The sequence below is a fragment of the Agromyces atrinae genome (assembly GCF_013407835.1).
Taxonomy (GTDB): domain Bacteria; phylum Actinomycetota; class Actinomycetes; order Actinomycetales; family Microbacteriaceae; genus Agromyces; species Agromyces atrinae.
In genome coordinates this window covers 3,021,320-3,038,763 of the sequence record NZ_JACCBI010000001.1, presented here as the reverse complement: position 1 = coordinate 3,038,763, position 17,444 = coordinate 3,021,320, and the positions used below count along the sequence as shown (strand labels likewise).

The following is a 17,444-nucleotide window of genomic DNA, read 5'->3' as shown; positions in this document are numbered from 1 at the left end:
TCAGCTCCAATCGAAGACAGACCCGCGTGCCAACACCCGATGCAGTTATCTGGTGTTGAGGATTCACAACCGGCTCGTTCAAGCTGCGGGCGTCAGCGCCCGACATCACCCACATTCCGCCCCCGCCCACGCCCCCGAACCAACCACGGCCCACACCCCACCAGCACAACCCCAGCCCCGACAACCGTCCACACCAGCGCCACACCCGGCCCGGTGGCATCCGTCAGCGCCCCGAACACGAGCGCACCGATCGCCGCGCCGAAGTTCACGGCGGTGTTGATCCAGCTGCTCGCCTCGGTGCGCGAACGCGGGTCGGTGCGCGCGTCGGCGGCGAGGTAGCCGACGATGAGCACAGGCGCGAGGAAGAGCCCCGCGAGCGCGAAGCCGATGAGTGCGGCGAGCGGGCCTCCGATCAGACCGGTCGCAGCCGATACGACGAGTAGCACCGCGACGATCACGAGCAGCTGACGCTCGAACGTCGCGCGCACGCGCAGCCGCCCGTAGACGAGCCCGCCGATCGCGCTGGCTCCCGCGAAGAGCGCGAGCAGCACTCCGGAGAGCACGGTCGACGAGGCACCGGCGGCGATGGCGGGCGCCGCGATCTCAATGCAGCCGAGGATGATGCCGGGCGCGATCATCGCGATGACGATGAGGGGGAAGCCGCGCGAGCGCATCGGCGTCACGGCCGCGGGCCCGTCATGCGACACGCGATGCGACCCGACCTGCTGCCGAGACAACCGGCTCGTCACGAACGCCGCGGTGCCGAGAGCGACGAACGCGGCCGATGCGAGCAGCGACGCGACGGGGTCGAGCACCGCGGCGAGCACGGCAGCGAGCAACGGGCCGACGGCGAACGTCACCTCCTCCGCGACGGCGTCGAGGCTGAACCCGCGTGTGCGCGAGCCACCGGCATCCAGCGCGGTCGCCCAGACGACGCGCATCGTCGCACCGAACGGCGGCGCACTCACGCCCGCGATGACGCCGAGTACGAGAAGTGCGGGCAGTGCGGCATCCGTCAGCACCGCGAACGCGACGAGCGACGCGGCGTGGACCGCGCCGAGCAGCGAGAGCACGAGGGCTTGGCCGCGACGATCGATGAGCCGCGCGCGCCACGGCGTCGCGACGACGTTGGCGATGCCGAGCGCGGCGGTGACGGCGCCCGCGACGGCGAACGATCCGGTCGAGCGTTCGAGCAGCAGCACGAGCGCGAGGCCGGATGTCGCGAGCGAGAGTCGCCCGATGATGCTGGGCACGAAAGCGCGGGCGATACCCGGCGCGCGTAGAACAGAGGAGTAGCTGGGGGTGGTCATGTCGGTCTCCGGTGCGGACCGGGAGTCGAGGTCATGCCGACAAAGAGCACGCCGAAATCGGCGCGCCACAACCCACCCAGGGTCGGCGCGAGGAGCTGCGAGGGGCGGGTCGCAGGACCGTCAGTTGAACGCGACGATGAAACCGAAGAACATCGTCCGCGAGTTTACGTGTCGTTACCGAGGCCGCGCGAGTCAACATCGTCGATTGACATCTTTCATCATATATCTTACGTTAACGCTCGGGCTCGACATCGAGTCCGCCATGAACTCAATGAGGAGTCCACGTGCCACAGAGAAGATCCGCGCTCGTGACCGCGACATCCGTCGCCGTCGCCATGCTCGCAGCCTTCATCACCACACCCGCCGCCCATGCAGCCGAGAGCGGAGCCACGTTCTACGTAGCCCCCGACGGCGACGACTCCGCCGCAGGCACATCGAGTTCGTCGGCATTCGGCACTCTCGCACGCGCGCAGGAAGCGGTGCGCGGTGCGAATACTGACGCCGACGTCACAGTCATCCTGGGCGATGGCACCTATCGACTCGACTCGCCTCTCGTTTTCGGCGTGGCGGACGGCGGCCAGGGCGACCACACCGTCACCTGGCGAGCAGCACCCGATGCGCAACCCGAGATCTCCGGCGGCCGCACCGTCGAGAACTGGACGAACCCGGGAACCGGGATCTGGCAGGCCGAACTCGACTCCGACTTCGACTTCCGTCAGCTCTATGTCGACGGAAAGCAGGCGACGAGATCGAACGCCGTCGTCGACGCGAACAAATTCACATGGAGCCGCACCGGCTTCTCGATCGACCCCGCGTACCTCTCCTCCTCACTCGGAAGCACCTGGTCGAAGCTCTCAGCACTCTCGTCGGCGGATCAGCGCCGGGTCGAATTGCGCAGCCGGGGCTCCTTCACCGACCGGGTGTCCCCCGTGCTCTCCTTCGGGAACAACTCGGCGTCGATGCAGCAGCCCGGCTGGGACAACAACACCTGGGGCTGGGACACGATCGACAAGCCCCTACCCGACAACAGCCACCGAACGCTGCGCATCCAGAACGCACTCGCCCTCGTCGACACGGCGGGCGAATGGTTCTACGACATTCACGCCGAGACCCTGCACTACAAGCCGGCCAACGGAGTGGATCCCAACACGCTCGACATCGTCGCGCCCACTCAGCACACACTCCTGAGCGTCAGCGGCGACGGCCCTGACAGCCCCGTCACCAACCTGGCATTCGAGGGCTTGTCGTTCCAGCACGCGAGCGACATTCGACCGAACTCGAACGAGGGGCTTGCCAACCAGCAGAACGGCACCTACATCTCGGGGCGCATCTACGCGCTCGTCGACCCGCAGACCCGAGATCTCCCCACGTCCGATCAGCGCACCTTCGACGGCGCGACGCAAGCTCCCTCCGTGCGCGTCATCCGCATGAATGACGACATGAGCTACGCCTATGCCGATACAGGTGAGCCCGTGGCCGCCGCCGATGTCTCGCGTTTGATCAACGTGCGCGACTACCCCAATCTACCGCTCAACTCCTCGCAGCTGGCCGCATGGAACTCGGCGAACCCGAACGCCAGGAAGACCAACTGCGCCGTGCCCACCTACCCGTCGGACTGCATCGCGTTCGAGGCCTACCGGAGCTTCTTCGACCAGACCCCCGCTGCCGTTCAGGTATCGGCTGCGCACCACATCTCGTTCACGGGCAACACGTTCGCTCACATCGGCTCGAACGCGGTCGGAATCGGGAACGACGCGGCCGCAAACCTCAGCGGCATCGGTCTCGCCACCCAGGACATCACGATGACCGACAACACCTTCACCGATATCGCGGGAACTGCGGTGACCGCCGGCGGAGTGAACGCCGAAGCCCACCACCCCTCCATCGAGGGCAACCGCAACGCGCGACTCACGCTAAGTGACAACCGCATCAGCAACATCGGACTGGACTACTTCGACCGATCGGCGATCCTCGTCACCTATTTCGACGGGGCAGAGATCGTGCACAACGAACTCTCCAACGGTGCGTACGACGCGATCGACACCGGCTGGGGCTGGGGAATTCCGGACGCCGGCGGAAACCCGGCGTACCAGGGAAGAGGCGCCTATCTGTTCAGTACGCGCTATGGCAACGATCTCCCGACCGCGAACCGCAACATCCGCATCGCCAACAACGTCATGTGGAACTTCAAGCAGCAGGGCTCCGACGGCGGAATCCTCTACAACCTCGGCTCCACCCCGGGCAGCTCATGGGATAGCAACTACGTCATGGGCTCGCAGGGATACAAGCTCTACTTCGACGAGGGGACGCGGTACATGACCGCGAAGAACAATGTGCTCTCCGCGGGCGGTACGTGGACGTTCGCGAACGCGTTCACCGATGGCTCCCCGACGCCGGCCAACGGACAACCGAACACGACGATGGACAACACAGTCGACGGCACATGGGTACTCGGACGGGGCTTCAACCAAGGTCCGTGGTGCTATGACTCAGGCGCCTGTGACCCGAACGGTGACGGTCGGTGGAAGAACCGCATCACGACCTCGAGCCAGATCGGCATCACCGAGTATCCGCTCGATGCCCAGCGCGTCATCGCCGCTGCCGGCATCCGCCCCGAACACCGCCGCTCGGGCGACTGGGTGGGACAGCCGCGCGGACTCGACCTGGGGATCTCACGCGACACCTCGGGCGCACAGATCATCACTGCCACGATGGTCAACCTCGGCACGGTACCGCTCGCATCCCTTGCGATCACGGCGACAGCATCGAACGGGATGACGCTCAGTCCGCTGACGACCGCGCCCACCACGCTCGCGCCGGGAGCCACCGGAACGGCGACATGGCGTGTCACCGGCGGGGCTGCGATCACCGATGGGACCGTGACCGCGTCCTCGGCCAGCCGCATCGGTACCGCCGCACTCGAGACCGTCAAGCGCACCTTGCCCGTCGTGCTCGGCGGCCCCGTCGACAGCGCGCTGCGGGTCGCAGGATTCGACACGTACCTCGCACCGCAGGCTGTCCAGAGCGGCAGCACTCTCGCTCTCCAGTCATCAGGCCGCGACATCGGCAATGCAGGAGACGAGTTCACCACGGTGTACTCGCCCGACGGGCTCGGCGTCAACGGCTCGGTGACCACGAAGCTCGATGCCGTCGAAGGCTCCTACTACCGCACCGGGCTCTCAGTGCGCAACGACCTCAGTCGCTTCGCCGACGCTGCCGTCACCGAGAAATCACTCGGCTATGCCACGCTCGTCGCCGAGCCCGGATGGATCGCTTTCCGCACGGACGAGAACGGTGATGGCGTCATCGACAAGCAGGTCGATCAGGCCGGAGTGCCGAACCGACCGCTCTGGCTGCGCATCGCGCGGAGTGGCAACATCCTCACCGCGTCCTACTCGGTGAACGGGACCGCGTTCACCGCCCTCGGCGGAACGGTCGAACTCACGGGCGCGGATGCAGGCGCACTCGACGCGGGCGTCGTGCACTCGAGCGCGAGCAGGACTTCGGTCGGCGCCACAGCGGAACTGACCGCGTCGACGGCGACCTTCTCTGACATGACGTTCGTCGACGATGCGCGCACGCCCGTCATCAGCAGCGGTCGTCAGCCGGCCGGAGCCGTCGGACAGCCATACACCTTCGCCATCACAGCCACCAACGATCCGACGTTCTCGGTCATCGATGGCGCACTCCCGGATGGGCTGGCGATCGACGCTGCAGGAACCATCAGCGGAACACCGACCCGGCCCGGAACATTTTCCGCGACCGTGGAGGCGCGAGGTGCAGCCGGCACAGCCACCGCGCCGGTGCGCATTACGATCCGTGAGAGCGCTCCGACGGCTCCGGAGATCTCGATCACCGGGACGGAGCCGACGGCACCCGGATTGACTACAGGTCGCGCAGAGATTCAGGTGAAGAACACGACACCCGATGCTGCGACCTACGCGGTCGCCGTGAGGGATGCGGCCGACACCGTCGTGCATTCGAGCGACATCACCGCGGAATCGGAGGCGATCGCCCTGACGACTGCAGAGCGGCTACCGGCCGGCGACTACACGGTATCCGTGACGGGCGATGACGGCTCTCCGTCGGCGATCGAGCAGTTCACGATCACCGATGGCGCCTTCGCCGGCGTTGCCGCCCCGTGGAAGTCGACGAGCCAGGGCGGTGCCGTGGCGGAGACGATGGGAGTCGAGGGAGATCAGCTCGCCATCCTGCGCCAGCGGAGCAGCGACGTGAGCGGCGAGAACGCCGTCAAGTCCGATTCGTACAGCAGCCTCTACCAGTCCGACGTCCTGGGCGCGAACGACTCGATCCAGGTCACCGTGACGGGGCAGCAGCGAGTCGGCGACTTCACGAAGTCCGGACTGATCATCCGCGATGACCTCGCCGTCTCGACGGGCGGATCGACGGGAGCCTCCAACGGGTCGGGAAGTTCGAGCGGTGAAGCGATCCTCGTCCTCACCCCCACCCGCGGCATCCGTTTCACCGTGGAGAACCAGAACGCCAACTGGTACCCGATCGAAGTCGCGGCGACCACCCCGTGGAACGTCACCCAGACGCTCGACGCTCCCGTCACGCTGAAGCTGACGCGCGAGAACGGCACGAAGCTCATCGCCTCGTACTCGCTCGACGGGGGTGCGACGTTCCAGACCCTCGCTACGCGGACTGGCTTCTTCGGCGCCAAGCCTGGCGCGGCACTCGACGCCGGTGTCACGCACTCGGCCAACGGCGGGGTCACCGGCGGCGCCTCGACGGCGACGTTCAGGGACTTCCTCTCGGCCGATCAGGTTGCAGATCCTCTGGTGCAGGCGACCGCGTCGAAGCCCGACGTTGACAATGCGGCAACCGGCGCGGCAGAGATCGTGGTGACGAACCCGACCGACCGCCGGATGACCGTCGATATCGCAACGACCAATCTGACGACGGGAGCGACGGTCTTCCAGTCCGGAGCTGCCGTCCCGGCTGGCGACGGCACGACCGTGACGGCACCGCGTCTCGCGGCAGGAGAGCATCTCGTGACAGTGCGAGATCGGGCGACCGGCCGCACCTCGTCGGCCTCGGTCTCGATAGAGGCGGCAGCCGGATTGCGGATCGAACCGACGGTAGCATCGCGCTGCGTCGCTCGAAAGGTCACGCTCACCGTGTCGCTGACGAACCCGTCGGAGGAGCCGCTGGCCGTCTCCGTCGAGACCGCGTACGGCACGAAGGCCATCGCCGCACTCCAGCCCGGTGCAACAGGCACACTCGCCCTGTCCACCCGCTCGGCATCGATGCCCGCGGGAACGGTGTCGGTGACCGCATCGGCTCCGTCGGGCGACAGCGCGACCGTCCCGGTCGACTACCCGTCCCTGTCGTGCCGATGACCCGCGACACACACGATCGAGACTTCGCGAGTCCCGACGACCGGATCGACCGGTCGCTCGCAGTTCGGACGGCAGAGACGCCGCCGAGGAATGGAGAGTCAGAATGAAGACGAAGGAACTTCTCGCCCGCACCGCCCTCGGCGCGCTGGGCGGGGCGATGCTCGTCGGGATGGCCGGCGTGGCCGTCGCCGCCGAGCTCGAAGCGGATGACGTCGCCGTCAACGTCACGATCGATCCGGTCGCGCCGGTCGGCGCGCTGACGATGACCGTCGACGCGGCGTCGACGACGCTCACTGAGGCCGAGTCGGATGACGCGGCATATCGGGTCTTCGCGGGAGCGCTTCCCACGGTGACGGTGTCGGATGACCGCGCGGAGGTTCCCGCTAGCGTGTACTGGTACGTGACCGGCCAGTCCTCGGCGTTTACGTCGGGGTCGACGAGCGACACCATCGGGGCCGATCGTCTGGGCTGGACCCCCGCGCTCATCACTCCCGGCAATGGCGAAGTCGCCGAGGGCGACCCGACGGTGCCATCGGTCGATGAGGCCACGCAGGGCGCGGGCACTCCCGGAGCGAACAACGTCGGCCTCGCCGGCGAGGAGCTGCTCGCCCTCGCCCTGGATTCCGCCGATGCGCGCCCCACCGGGTCATGGTCGGCGAATGCGGCGCTGACCCTCAAGGCCGATGCCGATGTCTCGCCGGGCGCCTATGCGGCGACGATCACCCTCACTCTGTGGGAGGACGAGCAGTAGGTCTCGCTCGAAGGCGACCTCGTGAATCGGGTCGGGGTCGCAACTCTGCGACCCCGACCCTCGACGTTGGGATACACATGTTCTTGCTCCATAGCCGCCGCGGGCACGCGTTCGCGGCCTTCCTCGGAGGGCTCGTGCTCACGGCGGCCCTGGCTTCTCCCGCGCTGGCCGCTGGTTCGGACGAACCGGCTGGTGTCCGCTGGTCGGTCACACCCGCTGACGCCTCGGCCTCTGACGCGAGGACGACGATCGAGCACACTCTCGATCCGGGCGAGAGTAGGGACGACTACATCGCCGTGCGCAACGTGAGCGACCAGCCCGTGGTCTTCGAGCTGACGGCTGCCGATGGCTTCTCCACTCGCACGGGACGCTTCGATATCCTTCCCGCAGGCGAGGAATCCGTCGATGCGGGAACGTGGATCACTCTTCCCGATACCGTCACCGTAGAGGGCGGCGCGACGGCAATCGTGCCTTTCACGATTGCGGTGCCCCGGCTCGCGCAGCCCGGTGATCATGCCGCCGGGATCACAGCGTCAGTGTTCTCGGTTCAGTCTGCAGAGGACGGCACTGCGATCGGTGTCGATAGCCGTGTAGGCGTTCGAGTGCTGACGCGCGTGTCGGGCGAGGTGCGCCCTGAGGTCGCCATCGAGGCTCTCCGCGGGGAGTACATCACGGCGTGGAACCCCCTCCGGCCGGGCACGGTGAACGTCACATTCGACGTCGTAAATCTCGGCAACACCATCGTTCGCGCGTCAGGCGCCGTCGACGTCGGCGGACAGAGCATGACGTACCCTCAGCCGGGCAGTGATGTTCCGGAGCTTCTTCCCGGCGAAACCCGCACGATGACTGTCGCTGTGAATGACGTCTGGCCGCTGTTCGTCGTCGCTGCGCATGCGACGGTCGGTGCGACCGCCGTCACCCTCGACGGAACCCGATCCGATCTCTCTCCGGTCACGGCCGAGGCGTCCGTCGCCGCGGTGCCGTGGCCGCAGCTGATCGTCCTTCTCGGTGCCGCGCTGCTTCTCGGTGCCGTCATCAGCGCTCGTCGGCGGTCTCGACGACGCGTCGCACAGCTCGTGGAGGAGGCGCGCGAGCACGGTCGCCAAGATGCGCTTTCTCTCCCTACGAACACGCATTGAGCATTAGGTACGATGTATGATGTACTAGCTTCACACCACCATGAGGTGGACCTTTCACGACAATGACGCCGATACACAAAGGGACGCACTATGACACAGCAACGACGCTCTCGCCGTCGCCTCACCCGAACTCTCACTATCACGACATCCGCACTGGCCGCTGTCGCACTGCTCACCGCCTGCAGCGCAGGATCGGCGGGCACGAGCGACGAGTTCGGCTTCGCATCGGTCGAACAAGACCCCGCAGCTCCCCTGACGATCTGGGTCGATGCAGCACGCGAACCGATCGCGAAGGCCTTCCAGGCCGACAACCCTGACCTCACGGTCAACATCGAGACCTACGACGGCAGCGCGGGAGGTAGCGACTCGTTCAAGACCAAGGTCGCCCTCTTCGACCAGTCGGGTGAAGGATGGCCTGACGCCGTCTTCTCGACGCAGCAGAACGACACCGCGTGGGCGAGCGTCGGCCAGAACGGCGCGGAACCCTTCGCCGCAGTCCTCAACGAGGGCCTGATGTCCGACGAGTTCCTCGACGGCTTCACTCCCGGCGCCCTAGACCCCATGACGGTCGACGGCAAGGTCTACGGCGTGCGGAATGACCTGGCTCCCGTCGTCTACTGGTACAACGAGCCGCTCATGTCCGAGTTCGGCTACGAGATCCCCACGACGTGGGAGGAGTACCAGGAGCTGAGCGACAAGGTGGCTGCCGAGCACCCGGGCTACATCCTCGGATCGGTCGGCGACTCGTTCGCTGGTCCGTACACGTACTACTGGAGCGGCGAAGCGCCGATCTTCCAGGTCGAGGGCGACACGTTCTCGAGCGACTTCGATGACGAGAACTCGAAGAAGGTCACCGAACTCATCGATCACATGCTCGCGAACGGCACGCTCGTTCAGGACAGCGTCTTCGGAGCGGACTTCGTCAGCACGTACGGCGACAAGCTGCTCGGAACCCCCGGCCCGGCGTGGTTCGCCGGTGCGATCTTCCAGAACCCCGACAGTGTGAACGCTCCGGCGGGTGCCATCGGCGCTTCCGCGCCGTTGCACTGGGAGGGCCAGAACGAAGTGACCGGCAATGTCGGCGGCGGCGTCTGGTACGGCTCCAGCCACTCCAAGAACCTCGACGGTGTGGCGAAGTTTCTCGAGTACGTGAGCAGCTCCGACACGGCGGCCGAGCTCGCCACAGGACTGCCCGCTTACGCCTCGACAGCAGACACATGGCTGGCGACCCAGGAAGCCTCCGGATACTTTGCCGGCGAGTTCCAGTCTGCGATCACGAAGGCCGCCGGAAGCGTGTGGAGCGGGTGGGGCTTCCCCTCGTTCAGCCCTGAGACGGCGTATTCCTCCGTCGTCATCCCCGGACTGGCAGCAGGCAAGACTCTGAGCGAACTCGTTCCGGACCTGCAGGCGGAGTACGAGAATTCAGCACAGGTCCAGGGCTACACCGTCAAGTAGTCGTCATCCACCGCGGCAGCATTGTCCGCGTGAGCAAAGGAGCTCTCATCTCCACACCATCGAACGTGTCCGTCGTCGCTCCCTCTGCGGAGCGGCGGCGGACACGCCGACCGCATTCGCGGAGGCCCGACCGCTCGCAAGCACGCGTCGGATACATCTTCGTCTCGGGCTACGCGATCCTGCTGCTGTTCTTCGGCATCGTGCCCACGCTCTACACGGTGTACCTGGCGTTCACTGAGGACGGCTCGTTCGCCGGCGTCGCCAACTTCGCCACTGTCTTCGGCGACTACCGCTTTCTGCCCGCTGTGGGTCACGTCGCGATCTATCTCCTGATCTACCTGGCGTGCCTGCTCGTTTTCGTCGTGCTTCTCGCACTCGTCGTTCACTCCATCGGGCGGCGCTGGCTCTCGAGCAGTTTCCGATTCGTCTACTACATCCCGGGCGCCCTCGCCGGAGCATCGAGCGTGATGCTGTGGCTCTTCCTCCTCGACCCCTCGGTCAGCCCCGTGGCCTTCATCCTCCGGTCGTTCGGCTTCGAGAACTTCGTGCAGACCGTCTCGATCGACAATCTGCCGATCATCTTCACGGTCATCGCATTCTGGACCGGCGCAGGCGGATGGATCGTCATCATGTACGGAGCGCTCAACAACATCTCTGGCGAGATCATGGAAGCGGCACGTATCGATGGCGCCGGCCCTGTGCAGACGGCCTGGCAGATCCAGATCCCGCTCCTTCGCAAGTGGATCTCCTACATGGCAGTGATGTCTCTCGCGGCGGGAACTCAGTTGTTCGTCGAGCCCCGCGTCCTCTCGCAGGCTTCGAAGGGCGTTGTCCCGCCTGATTACTCCATCAACCAACTCGCCTACCTGTACGCCTTCCGCCAGGGCGACTTCAACGGCTCCGCCGCAATCTCGCTCCTGCTGCTCATCGTGGCGGCGGCCCTGTCGGCGATGTTCGTCTTCCGAGGAGGACTCTTTGAGCGCGACTGATCTCGATTCCACACGGAGCGCGCAGAAGCGCACCCCTCGCCGAGACACCCCCCATTCGATGACACCCTCACGATGGGTGAGCCGAGCGCTCGTCATCGTCGTGCTCGGCTTCTTTGTCCTGTTCTTCGCCGTTCCGATCGTCTGGCTGCTCCTTGCTCCCACGAAGACTTCAGGAGAGCTGCTGCTCAGCGCACCGTTCAGCATGGGCACCGTCGACACGCTTGCCTCGAACTGGCAGGCATTGACGGCCTTCCAGGGCGGCATCATCTGGACGTGGCTCGGCAACTCAGTGCTCTACAGCGGCGCCGCGCTCGTAATCACGCTCGCGGTGAGCATCCCGGCAGGCTACGCGCTCGCACTCACCGAGTTCCGCTTCCGCAAAGCGCTCCTCATGCTGACGCTCGTCGTCATGCTCATCCCCAATACAGCACTCGTACTTCCGATCTTCCTCGAGCTATCGGCCGTACGACTGATCGGAAACCCGCTCGCCGTCATCCTCCCCTTCTCGTTCTTCCCCTTCGGCGTGTACCTCGCGTACATCTACTTCTCGACGAGCGTGTCGAAGGATCTCCTGAACGCGGCCAGGATCGACGGGGCTGGGGAGCTCCGGGTGTTCCTGAAGATAGCCATGCCGCTCGCGACACCCGTGATCGCTCTGGTCGGGTTCTTTAACCTCGTCGGCAACTGGAACAACTACTTCCTCCCCTTCGTCACGGCTCCCGGCCGCAAGTCTCCGATCCAAGTCGGTCTCGTCGAGCTGCTCTCCAACGTTCCGCTGTTCAACCCCACGAGTTCCGCGTCCGTGACGATCAGTCTGCCCGTGCTCGCTCTTGCGACGATCGTGTCCGTCGCGCCCGTTTTGGTGATTTTCCTCTTCTCGCAGCGCTTCCTGGTGAGCGGCATGACGGCGGGCGGTACCAAGGAGTGAGCGGCGACAGCGTGCGGCGTTTCGGCATGGCGGCACGCCTCGTGCCCGAGAAGCGTGACGAGTACCTCGCGCTGCACCGTATGGTCTGGCCACAAGTCGAGAAGACGATCAGCGAAAGCGGCATCCGTAACTTCACGATCTTCTCGCTCGATGACGTGATCATCGCCTACTACGAGTATGTCGGTGACGATTTCGACGCAGACCAGCAGAGGATGGCCTCCGATCCGATCACTCAGGAGTGGTGGACTCACACCGCCCCCTGCCAGCGGCCGCTCCGCGAGGATTCGACGGCACCGAACTGGGAGATCTTCGACGAAGTCTGGCACCTCGACTGACCATGCCGGCACCTCCGCGGGGATCTTCTCGATTCCCGAATACAGCCCATGTCTACCGACACCGCACTCGCTAGGAGGCGACCATGACGCCCACGCGCCCACTTCGAGGGGCCGTCGCCACCGGACTCGGATTCGGTGCCGCGCAGATCGGAAACCTCTACCGCGCCACTTCCGACGATGAAGCACGCAGCGCAGTCGATGAGGCATGGCGGAGCGGCATACGATACTTCGACACTGCGCCGCACTATGGCCTCGGGCTGTCGGAACGACGTCTCGGCGAAGCATTGAAGGGTCGAGTTCGCGACAAATTCGTCGTGTCCACCAAGGTCGGCCGGTTGCTCACCCCCACACCTGACCTCGCCGCGGCCGGACAGCAGGACTCGGACGGGTTCGCCGTTCCGGCGACGCACCGGCGCGAGTGGGACTTCAGCCGCGACGGTATCCTTCGCTCGATCGAAGAGAGTCTGAACCGACTGCAGCTGGATCGCCTCGACATCGTGTACCTCCACGATCCCGACGAGCACTGGCATGAGGCATCCACGACCGGGGTCGACACTCTCGTCGAGCTGCGCGACGAGAGCGTGATCGGTGCGATCGGGGCCGGCATGAACCAGACAGCGATGCTCACGCGCTTCGTTCGCGAGTGCGACGTCGATGTCGTGATGGTGGCGGGTCGATTCACGCTCCTCGACCGCACTGCGCTGGATGATCTGCTTCCCGCCGCTCTCGAGCGCGGAGTCGCGGTCGTCGCCGCAGCGGTCTATAACTCGGGCCTGCTTAGTTCATCGTCGATTTCCGACGACGCGGTCTTCGACTATGAGCAGGCCTCTCCCGACGTGATCGCCGCGGCTCGTTCGCTCGCGACGACCTGCAGGAGCGTGGGCGTCGATCTCCCCGCCGCCGCCGTGCAGTTCCCGCTTCGTCACCCTGCTGTCGAGTCGGTCGTCGTCGGTATGCGCTCCGCCGCCCAGGTTCGCAGCACGGCCGCGCGCTTCCGAAGCGCCATACAGGATGACGCCTGGCGTGCTCTGGAGTCGTCAGCATGACTGCCGGTGCAGCATTCTCTCGACACCTTTCATACGATGTATGCTCAATTCACGGATACGAAGCAGGTTCAGGATAGTCATGAAGATCACCGGCTACCGCACGATCAGGACCCACCGCGATTGGGGCCGCCCCGTCGGCGACGTCAACGGATTCATCGCCTCGGGCGTCACCGAAGTCGCAGTCCTCGTCCTGGAAACCGACGCGGGTATCGAAGGCATTGGTATCGGCTCGGATCATGATGTCGCGCAGTTCTTCCCCGCTCTGGAGGGCCGCGATCCTCGGGAGATCACGAGCCTCTACGAACTTCTGCTCGCTCACGCCTTCAAGGCCGGCCATGGGGGGGCGACGTTCGGAGGGATCGCGATTCTCGACTCCGCGCTCTGGGACCTCAAGTCGAAGGCAGCCGACGAACCCTTATGGCGGTACCTCGGGGGTGGGGACCGCTTCGTCGCAGGGTATGCCTCAGGGCTCGACATCGCCCTGACCGACGAACAGTTGGTCACGTTCTACGCGTCGATGGCCGAACGCGGCTTCACCGCCGGCAAGCTGAAGGGTGGGCGCGACGTCGACACCGACCTCCGGCGCCTGCGCCTCATCCGCGACGAGTTGAGCATCAACACCCCCCGTCCGGCGCTCATGCTCGATGCGAACGAGTCATGGCACCTCAAGCAAGCCGTCCGCTACGTGTGCGAGATCGAACAGCACATCGACCTCACATGGATTGAAGAACCGCTTCGCCGGTGGGACGCAGCGGGTCACCGCAGACTGTCACGCCGAGTGCGCGCCAGCGTCGCCACCGGTGAGAACCTGACCGGTCTCGAGCAGTTCCGACCCCTCTTCGACCAGGAGGGCGTCGACATCGTGCAGACGGGGGCCGTCTGGGGTGTCACCCATTTCCTACGACTCGCCTATGCAGCTCACTCGCGCGACCTACCGATCAGCCCTGTCGGCCTGACGAGCAACCCCGCAGTGGCTCATGCCGCCGCCGCTGTGCCGAATCACCTCTCAGCGGAGGTCCAAGACCTGAGCTCACCGTTCGGGGTGACGGTCGACCAGGAGTACGCCGACGGCGGTATTGTGCTCGGCGATCTCCCCGGAGCGGGGATAGAGGTCGACGAGGCACTCATCGCAGCCGCCGGCCAGGAGGGAAACTGGCGCGAAGCCGCCGGCCCTCACGTGCGACCGGCAAGAACGGGACTCACTCTGACGCCACCCGCCCCCCTCCGGACCGCGCCCGTCGCCTATACTTCACACGATGAGTGACCCAGCGCTGCAGCCGAGTTCCCGAGGGATCTTCTCGGGAACCGCGCGCGATCCGATCGGTAGGCTCGGTGTCGCCGTCGTGCACGACCTCATTACCGCGATCGTTACCGGTGAGATCGCAGAGAAGGCGACACTGCCGATCGAGGCTGAACTGAGCGCCCACTTCGGCGTGAGCCGCACCGTCATCCGCGAATCGATGAGAAGCCTCGAGGAGAAGGGCTTGATCAGCGTCGTACGCGGAAGCGGCACGACGGTCCGCCCGAGAGACGCATGGAACGTGCTCGACCCTGTCGTGCTCGAAGTCCTGCTCGAGAACGATGCTTCGCTCGGGGTGCTCGATGATCTCGCAATCGTTCGAAGCGCACTCGAAGGAGCGATGGCAGCAGCAACTGCGAATCGTCGCACGGCCGACGAGATCGCAGAACTCGACCGCACGATCCAGAAGATGGCCGAGAGCATCAACGATGTCGATGAGTTCGGCGACGCAGATATGAAGTTCCACATCGCGGTCATGTCGTTCTCGCACATCCCGCTCGCTGAGAGCATCACGAAGACGCTCTACTCACGCGCGAGAGAGAGTGCTCGATTCACACGGAACGGAACTCGCGAAGCCTTCAGCGAGGCCTACGAGGAACACCGTCTCGTCCTCGAGTCCATTCGTCAGGGCGATGCGGCCGGTGCCGAAGCCGCCATGCGACAGCACATCATGGGCTCGTGGCAACGACGACGCCCCCCTACGACGCGCGAACCCTGATTCACATCACACGTCGAGCGCTGCGATGAGCGCCTGCTCGCGGCGACGCGAGAGGCCGGCGGGGCGAGGCCGGTCGAGACCCGCGGTGCGCTCCCACGCGAGAACGCCCTCGAGCAGTTCGCGGCGCGGACGGTGCACGAGCCCCTCGGCCTCGGCGGCGGCCGACGAGTGCGACATGAATCCGGACCACGCGGGGTCGGGAAGCCACAGCGGCAACGACTCGTCACCCATGAACGGACGCACGCCCTGTTCGAGCAGCCACTCCGAGTCGGCGCGCTCGACGCAGCCGCGGTGCTCGCCGACCGCGCGCGACTCGCTGATCCACTCGCCGAATGGCACCTGCGGGCCGAAGGCGTTGAACACGCCCTCAAGGCCGCGCTCGATCGCGTCGAGGTGCCACGCGACGAGGTCGCGCACATCGATGACCTGCGTCGGCGACGCGGCGATGTCGGGGATGAGCATCGGTGCGTGCTGGTCGCGCTCCGAGCGGGCGACGTAGTACCCCGAGCGGCCGGACGCATCGCCCGGTCCGCCGATCACGCCGGGCCGAACGATGAGGGCGCGTGACCCGCGCACGGCGGTCGTGGCGGCCTCGCACGCGACCTTCGCCTCGCCGTAGTCGGCGCCGTCGGCGACATCCGCATCGAGGGGCGCGAGCAGTTCGGCGCTCTCATCGGCCCCGGGTGACTCGTGGTCGGCGTAGACGCTTCCCGACGAGACGTAGCTCCAGTGGTGCGCCCGGTCTCCGAGCGCAGCGACCGCATCGCGCACGAAGCCCGGCTGCCACGAGACGTCGATGACGGCATCCCACTCGTGCTCAGCGGCGGTGTCGTACGCGCCCGGCAACGAGCGGTCGGCCCGCAGCAGGACCGTCCCCTCGGCGACGTCTCCGCTCTCACCGCGGGCGAGTGCACTCACCCGGTGGTCGCGCTCGAGAGCCGTGCGTGCGAGCTCGCGGCCGAGCCACGCGGTTCCGCCGAGGATGAGGATGTCCATGACACCAGCCCATCACGTGGCGGCCCCGAACGCGAGTCGGGGGGCCGGCGACCGCTTGCTCAGACCGGTGCGACCTCATAGCCGGCCTCGGCGATGGCCGCGGCGATGTCGCCCTCGGAGATCACGTCGGCACTCGCGATCGTCACGGTCGACGTGCCGCCGACGACGAGCTCGATGTCGACCCCCTCGACGCCCGCGATGCCCTCGAGCTCTTCGGTCACGTGCTTGACGCAGTTCTCGCAGGTCATGCCGGTGACGCCGACGGTCGTCGCGACGGCCGCATCGGTCGTCGTTGCCGGGGTGCTCGCCGAGTCGGTCGCGCAGCAGGCGCATCCGCCACCGGATGCCATCGGAAGTGTGGGGCGCTCAGTCATGTCATCCACGATACCCCCTCCGGGTATGGTGCGCACCCGCCGTCGATAGGGTGAAGCGCATGGACGACAGTGTCAGCGACGCCTACGACACGGTCGCCGAGAGCTACGCGGCGCTGCTTCCCGACACCTCGGCCGAGAGCGCCGCCGACCTCGCCGCGATCGCCGAGTTCGCGGAGCTAGTGCGCTCCACGGGCGGCACGACGGTGATGGATGTCGGATGCGGAACCGGCCGCATGATCCCGACGCTCCTCGATCACGGCCTCGCTGTGCGCGGCTGCGACCCCTCCCCCGGAATGCTCGCGGTCGCGCGTCGCACGCACCCCGACATCCGTTTCGATCTCGGTTCGCTCACCGAGATTCCGGCGACGGATGACGCGCTCGACGGTGTCTTCGCGTGGTACTCCGTCATCCATACCGATCCCGATTCTCTCGGCGAGGTCGCCGCCGAGCTCGGCCGCGTGCTCGTGCCGGGCGGGGTCGTCGTGCTCGCGTTCCAGGTCGGCAACGAGTCGCGCCTCATCGAGAATGCCTACGGACACTCGGGCCTCGCGCTCACGGCGTGGACGCATCGCGCCGACCGTATCGCCCGCGCGCTCGAGGCCGCCGGATTCGAGACGCTGCGCAGCACCGAGCGCGCACCCGAGGGTCGCGAGCGCCTTCCCCAGGGCATCGTCATCGCCCGCCGCGCGGCCTGACCCGCCGAAAGGTCAATCCGCGGGGGTCCGCCTCTCGCCCACATC

At 66.2% G+C, this 17,444-nt stretch carries 14 protein-coding genes; 11 read left to right on the top strand and 3 right to left on the bottom strand.

Annotated elements, in window-relative coordinates; translation table 11 throughout:
- Positions 1-92: 92 nt before the first annotated feature.
- Complete coding sequence (locus BJ972_RS14075; protein WP_129176355.1) at positions 93-1,310, bottom strand: MFS transporter; 1,218 nt, start codon at positions 1,308-1,310, stop codon at positions 93-95.
- Positions 1,311-1,594: 284 nt separating this feature from the next.
- On the opposite strand from BJ972_RS14075, the gene BJ972_RS14070 reads away from it, so the two are divergent.
- The 10 genes from BJ972_RS14070 to BJ972_RS14025 all read left to right on the top strand — a co-directional run bounded on the left by BJ972_RS14070 (position 1,595) and on the right by BJ972_RS14025 (position 15,334).
- Positions 1,595-6,673 carry a hypothetical protein gene (locus BJ972_RS14070; RefSeq protein WP_129176357.1) on the top strand — a complete coding sequence of 1,693 codons (5,079 nt, stop codon included), beginning with the start codon at positions 1,595-1,597 and terminating at the stop codon, positions 6,671-6,673.
- A 103-nt stretch (positions 6,674-6,776) separates the two neighbouring features.
- Complete coding sequence (locus BJ972_RS14065; RefSeq protein ID WP_129176359.1) at positions 6,777-7,424, top strand: hypothetical protein; 648 nt, start codon at positions 6,777-6,779, stop codon at positions 7,422-7,424.
- Positions 7,425-7,558: 134 nt separating this feature from the next.
- Positions 7,559-8,563, top strand: a complete 1,005-nt coding sequence (locus BJ972_RS14060) for a WxL protein peptidoglycan domain-containing protein (protein ID WP_179419954.1) — start codon at positions 7,559-7,561, stop codon at positions 8,561-8,563.
- A gap of 90 nt (positions 8,564-8,653) precedes the next feature.
- Positions 8,654-10,018 carry an ABC transporter substrate-binding protein gene (locus BJ972_RS14055; RefSeq protein ID WP_129176362.1) on the top strand — a complete coding sequence of 455 codons (1,365 nt, stop codon included), beginning with the start codon at positions 8,654-8,656 and terminating at the stop codon, positions 10,016-10,018.
- A 29-nt stretch (positions 10,019-10,047) separates the two neighbouring features.
- Positions 10,048-11,007: a carbohydrate ABC transporter permease gene (locus BJ972_RS14050; RefSeq protein WP_241830873.1), complete on the top strand. Its 960-nt coding sequence runs from the start codon at positions 10,048-10,050 to the stop codon at positions 11,005-11,007.
- A gap of 76 nt (positions 11,008-11,083) precedes the next feature.
- Positions 11,084-11,935 (top strand): carbohydrate ABC transporter permease, encoded by an 852-nt coding sequence (locus tag BJ972_RS14045; protein ID WP_308790481.1) that lies wholly within the window; start codon positions 11,084-11,086, stop codon positions 11,933-11,935.
- Between the two features lie 26 nt (positions 11,936-11,961).
- Positions 11,962-12,270, top strand: coding sequence for an L-rhamnose mutarotase (locus BJ972_RS14040; RefSeq protein ID WP_129176452.1), 309 nt, complete (start codon positions 11,962-11,964; stop codon positions 12,268-12,270).
- 83 nt (positions 12,271-12,353) lie between these two features.
- Positions 12,354-13,316 (top strand): aldo/keto reductase, encoded by a 963-nt coding sequence (locus BJ972_RS14035; protein ID WP_129176366.1) that lies wholly within the window; start codon positions 12,354-12,356, stop codon positions 13,314-13,316.
- A 40-nt stretch (positions 13,317-13,356) separates the two neighbouring features.
- Complete coding sequence (locus BJ972_RS14030; protein WP_257022745.1) at positions 13,357-14,580, top strand: mandelate racemase/muconate lactonizing enzyme family protein; 1,224 nt, start codon at positions 13,357-13,359, stop codon at positions 14,578-14,580.
- Positions 14,573-15,334: a FadR/GntR family transcriptional regulator gene (locus BJ972_RS14025; RefSeq protein ID WP_129176370.1), complete on the top strand. Its 762-nt coding sequence runs from the start codon at positions 14,573-14,575 to the stop codon at positions 15,332-15,334. The genes BJ972_RS14030 and BJ972_RS14025 overlap by 8 nt, the downstream gene beginning before the upstream one ends.
- Before the next feature lie 6 nt (positions 15,335-15,340).
- On the opposite strand, the gene BJ972_RS14020 is transcribed toward BJ972_RS14025, so the two are convergent.
- Entirely contained in the window at positions 15,341-16,330 is a 990-nt protein-coding gene (locus tag BJ972_RS14020; protein WP_129176372.1) for an NAD-dependent epimerase/dehydratase family protein, read from the bottom strand.
- A gap of 59 nt (positions 16,331-16,389) precedes the next feature.
- Positions 16,390-16,704 (bottom strand): heavy-metal-associated domain-containing protein, encoded by a 315-nt coding sequence (locus tag BJ972_RS14015; protein WP_129176374.1) that lies wholly within the window; start codon positions 16,702-16,704, stop codon positions 16,390-16,392.
- Positions 16,705-16,763: 59 nt separating this feature from the next.
- Here BJ972_RS14015 and BJ972_RS14010 point away from each other — a divergent pair, with 59 nt between their 5' ends.
- A complete protein-coding gene (locus BJ972_RS14010; RefSeq protein ID WP_164989970.1) occupies positions 16,764-17,399 on the top strand; it encodes a class I SAM-dependent DNA methyltransferase in 636 nt (211 codons plus the stop codon).
- Positions 17,400-17,444 lie beyond the last annotated feature (45 nt).

Coding starts and splice junctions, on each gene's coding strand:
- BJ972_RS14030 (WP_257022745.1), top strand. CDS start 13,357: ATGCTCAATTCACGGATACGAAGCAGGTTCAGGATAGTCATGAAGATC.
- BJ972_RS14025 (WP_129176370.1), top strand. CDS start 14,573: ATGAGTGACCCAGCGCTGCAGCCGAGTTCCCGAGGGATCTTCTCGGGA.
- BJ972_RS14040 (WP_129176452.1), top strand. CDS start 11,962: ATGGCGGCACGCCTCGTGCCCGAGAAGCGTGACGAGTACCTCGCGCTG.
- BJ972_RS14065 (WP_129176359.1), top strand. CDS start 6,777: ATGAAGACGAAGGAACTTCTCGCCCGCACCGCCCTCGGCGCGCTGGGC.
- BJ972_RS14035 (WP_129176366.1), top strand. CDS start 12,354: ATGACGCCCACGCGCCCACTTCGAGGGGCCGTCGCCACCGGACTCGGA.
- BJ972_RS14075 (WP_129176355.1), bottom strand. CDS start 1,310: ATGACCACCCCCAGCTACTCCTCTGTTCTACGCGCGCCGGGTATCGCC.
- BJ972_RS14055 (WP_129176362.1), top strand. CDS start 8,654: ATGACACAGCAACGACGCTCTCGCCGTCGCCTCACCCGAACTCTCACT.
- BJ972_RS14015 (WP_129176374.1), bottom strand. CDS start 16,704: ATGACTGAGCGCCCCACACTTCCGATGGCATCCGGTGGCGGATGCGCC.
- BJ972_RS14020 (WP_129176372.1), bottom strand. CDS start 16,330: ATGGACATCCTCATCCTCGGCGGAACCGCGTGGCTCGGCCGCGAGCTC.
- BJ972_RS14010 (WP_164989970.1), top strand. CDS start 16,764: ATGGACGACAGTGTCAGCGACGCCTACGACACGGTCGCCGAGAGCTAC.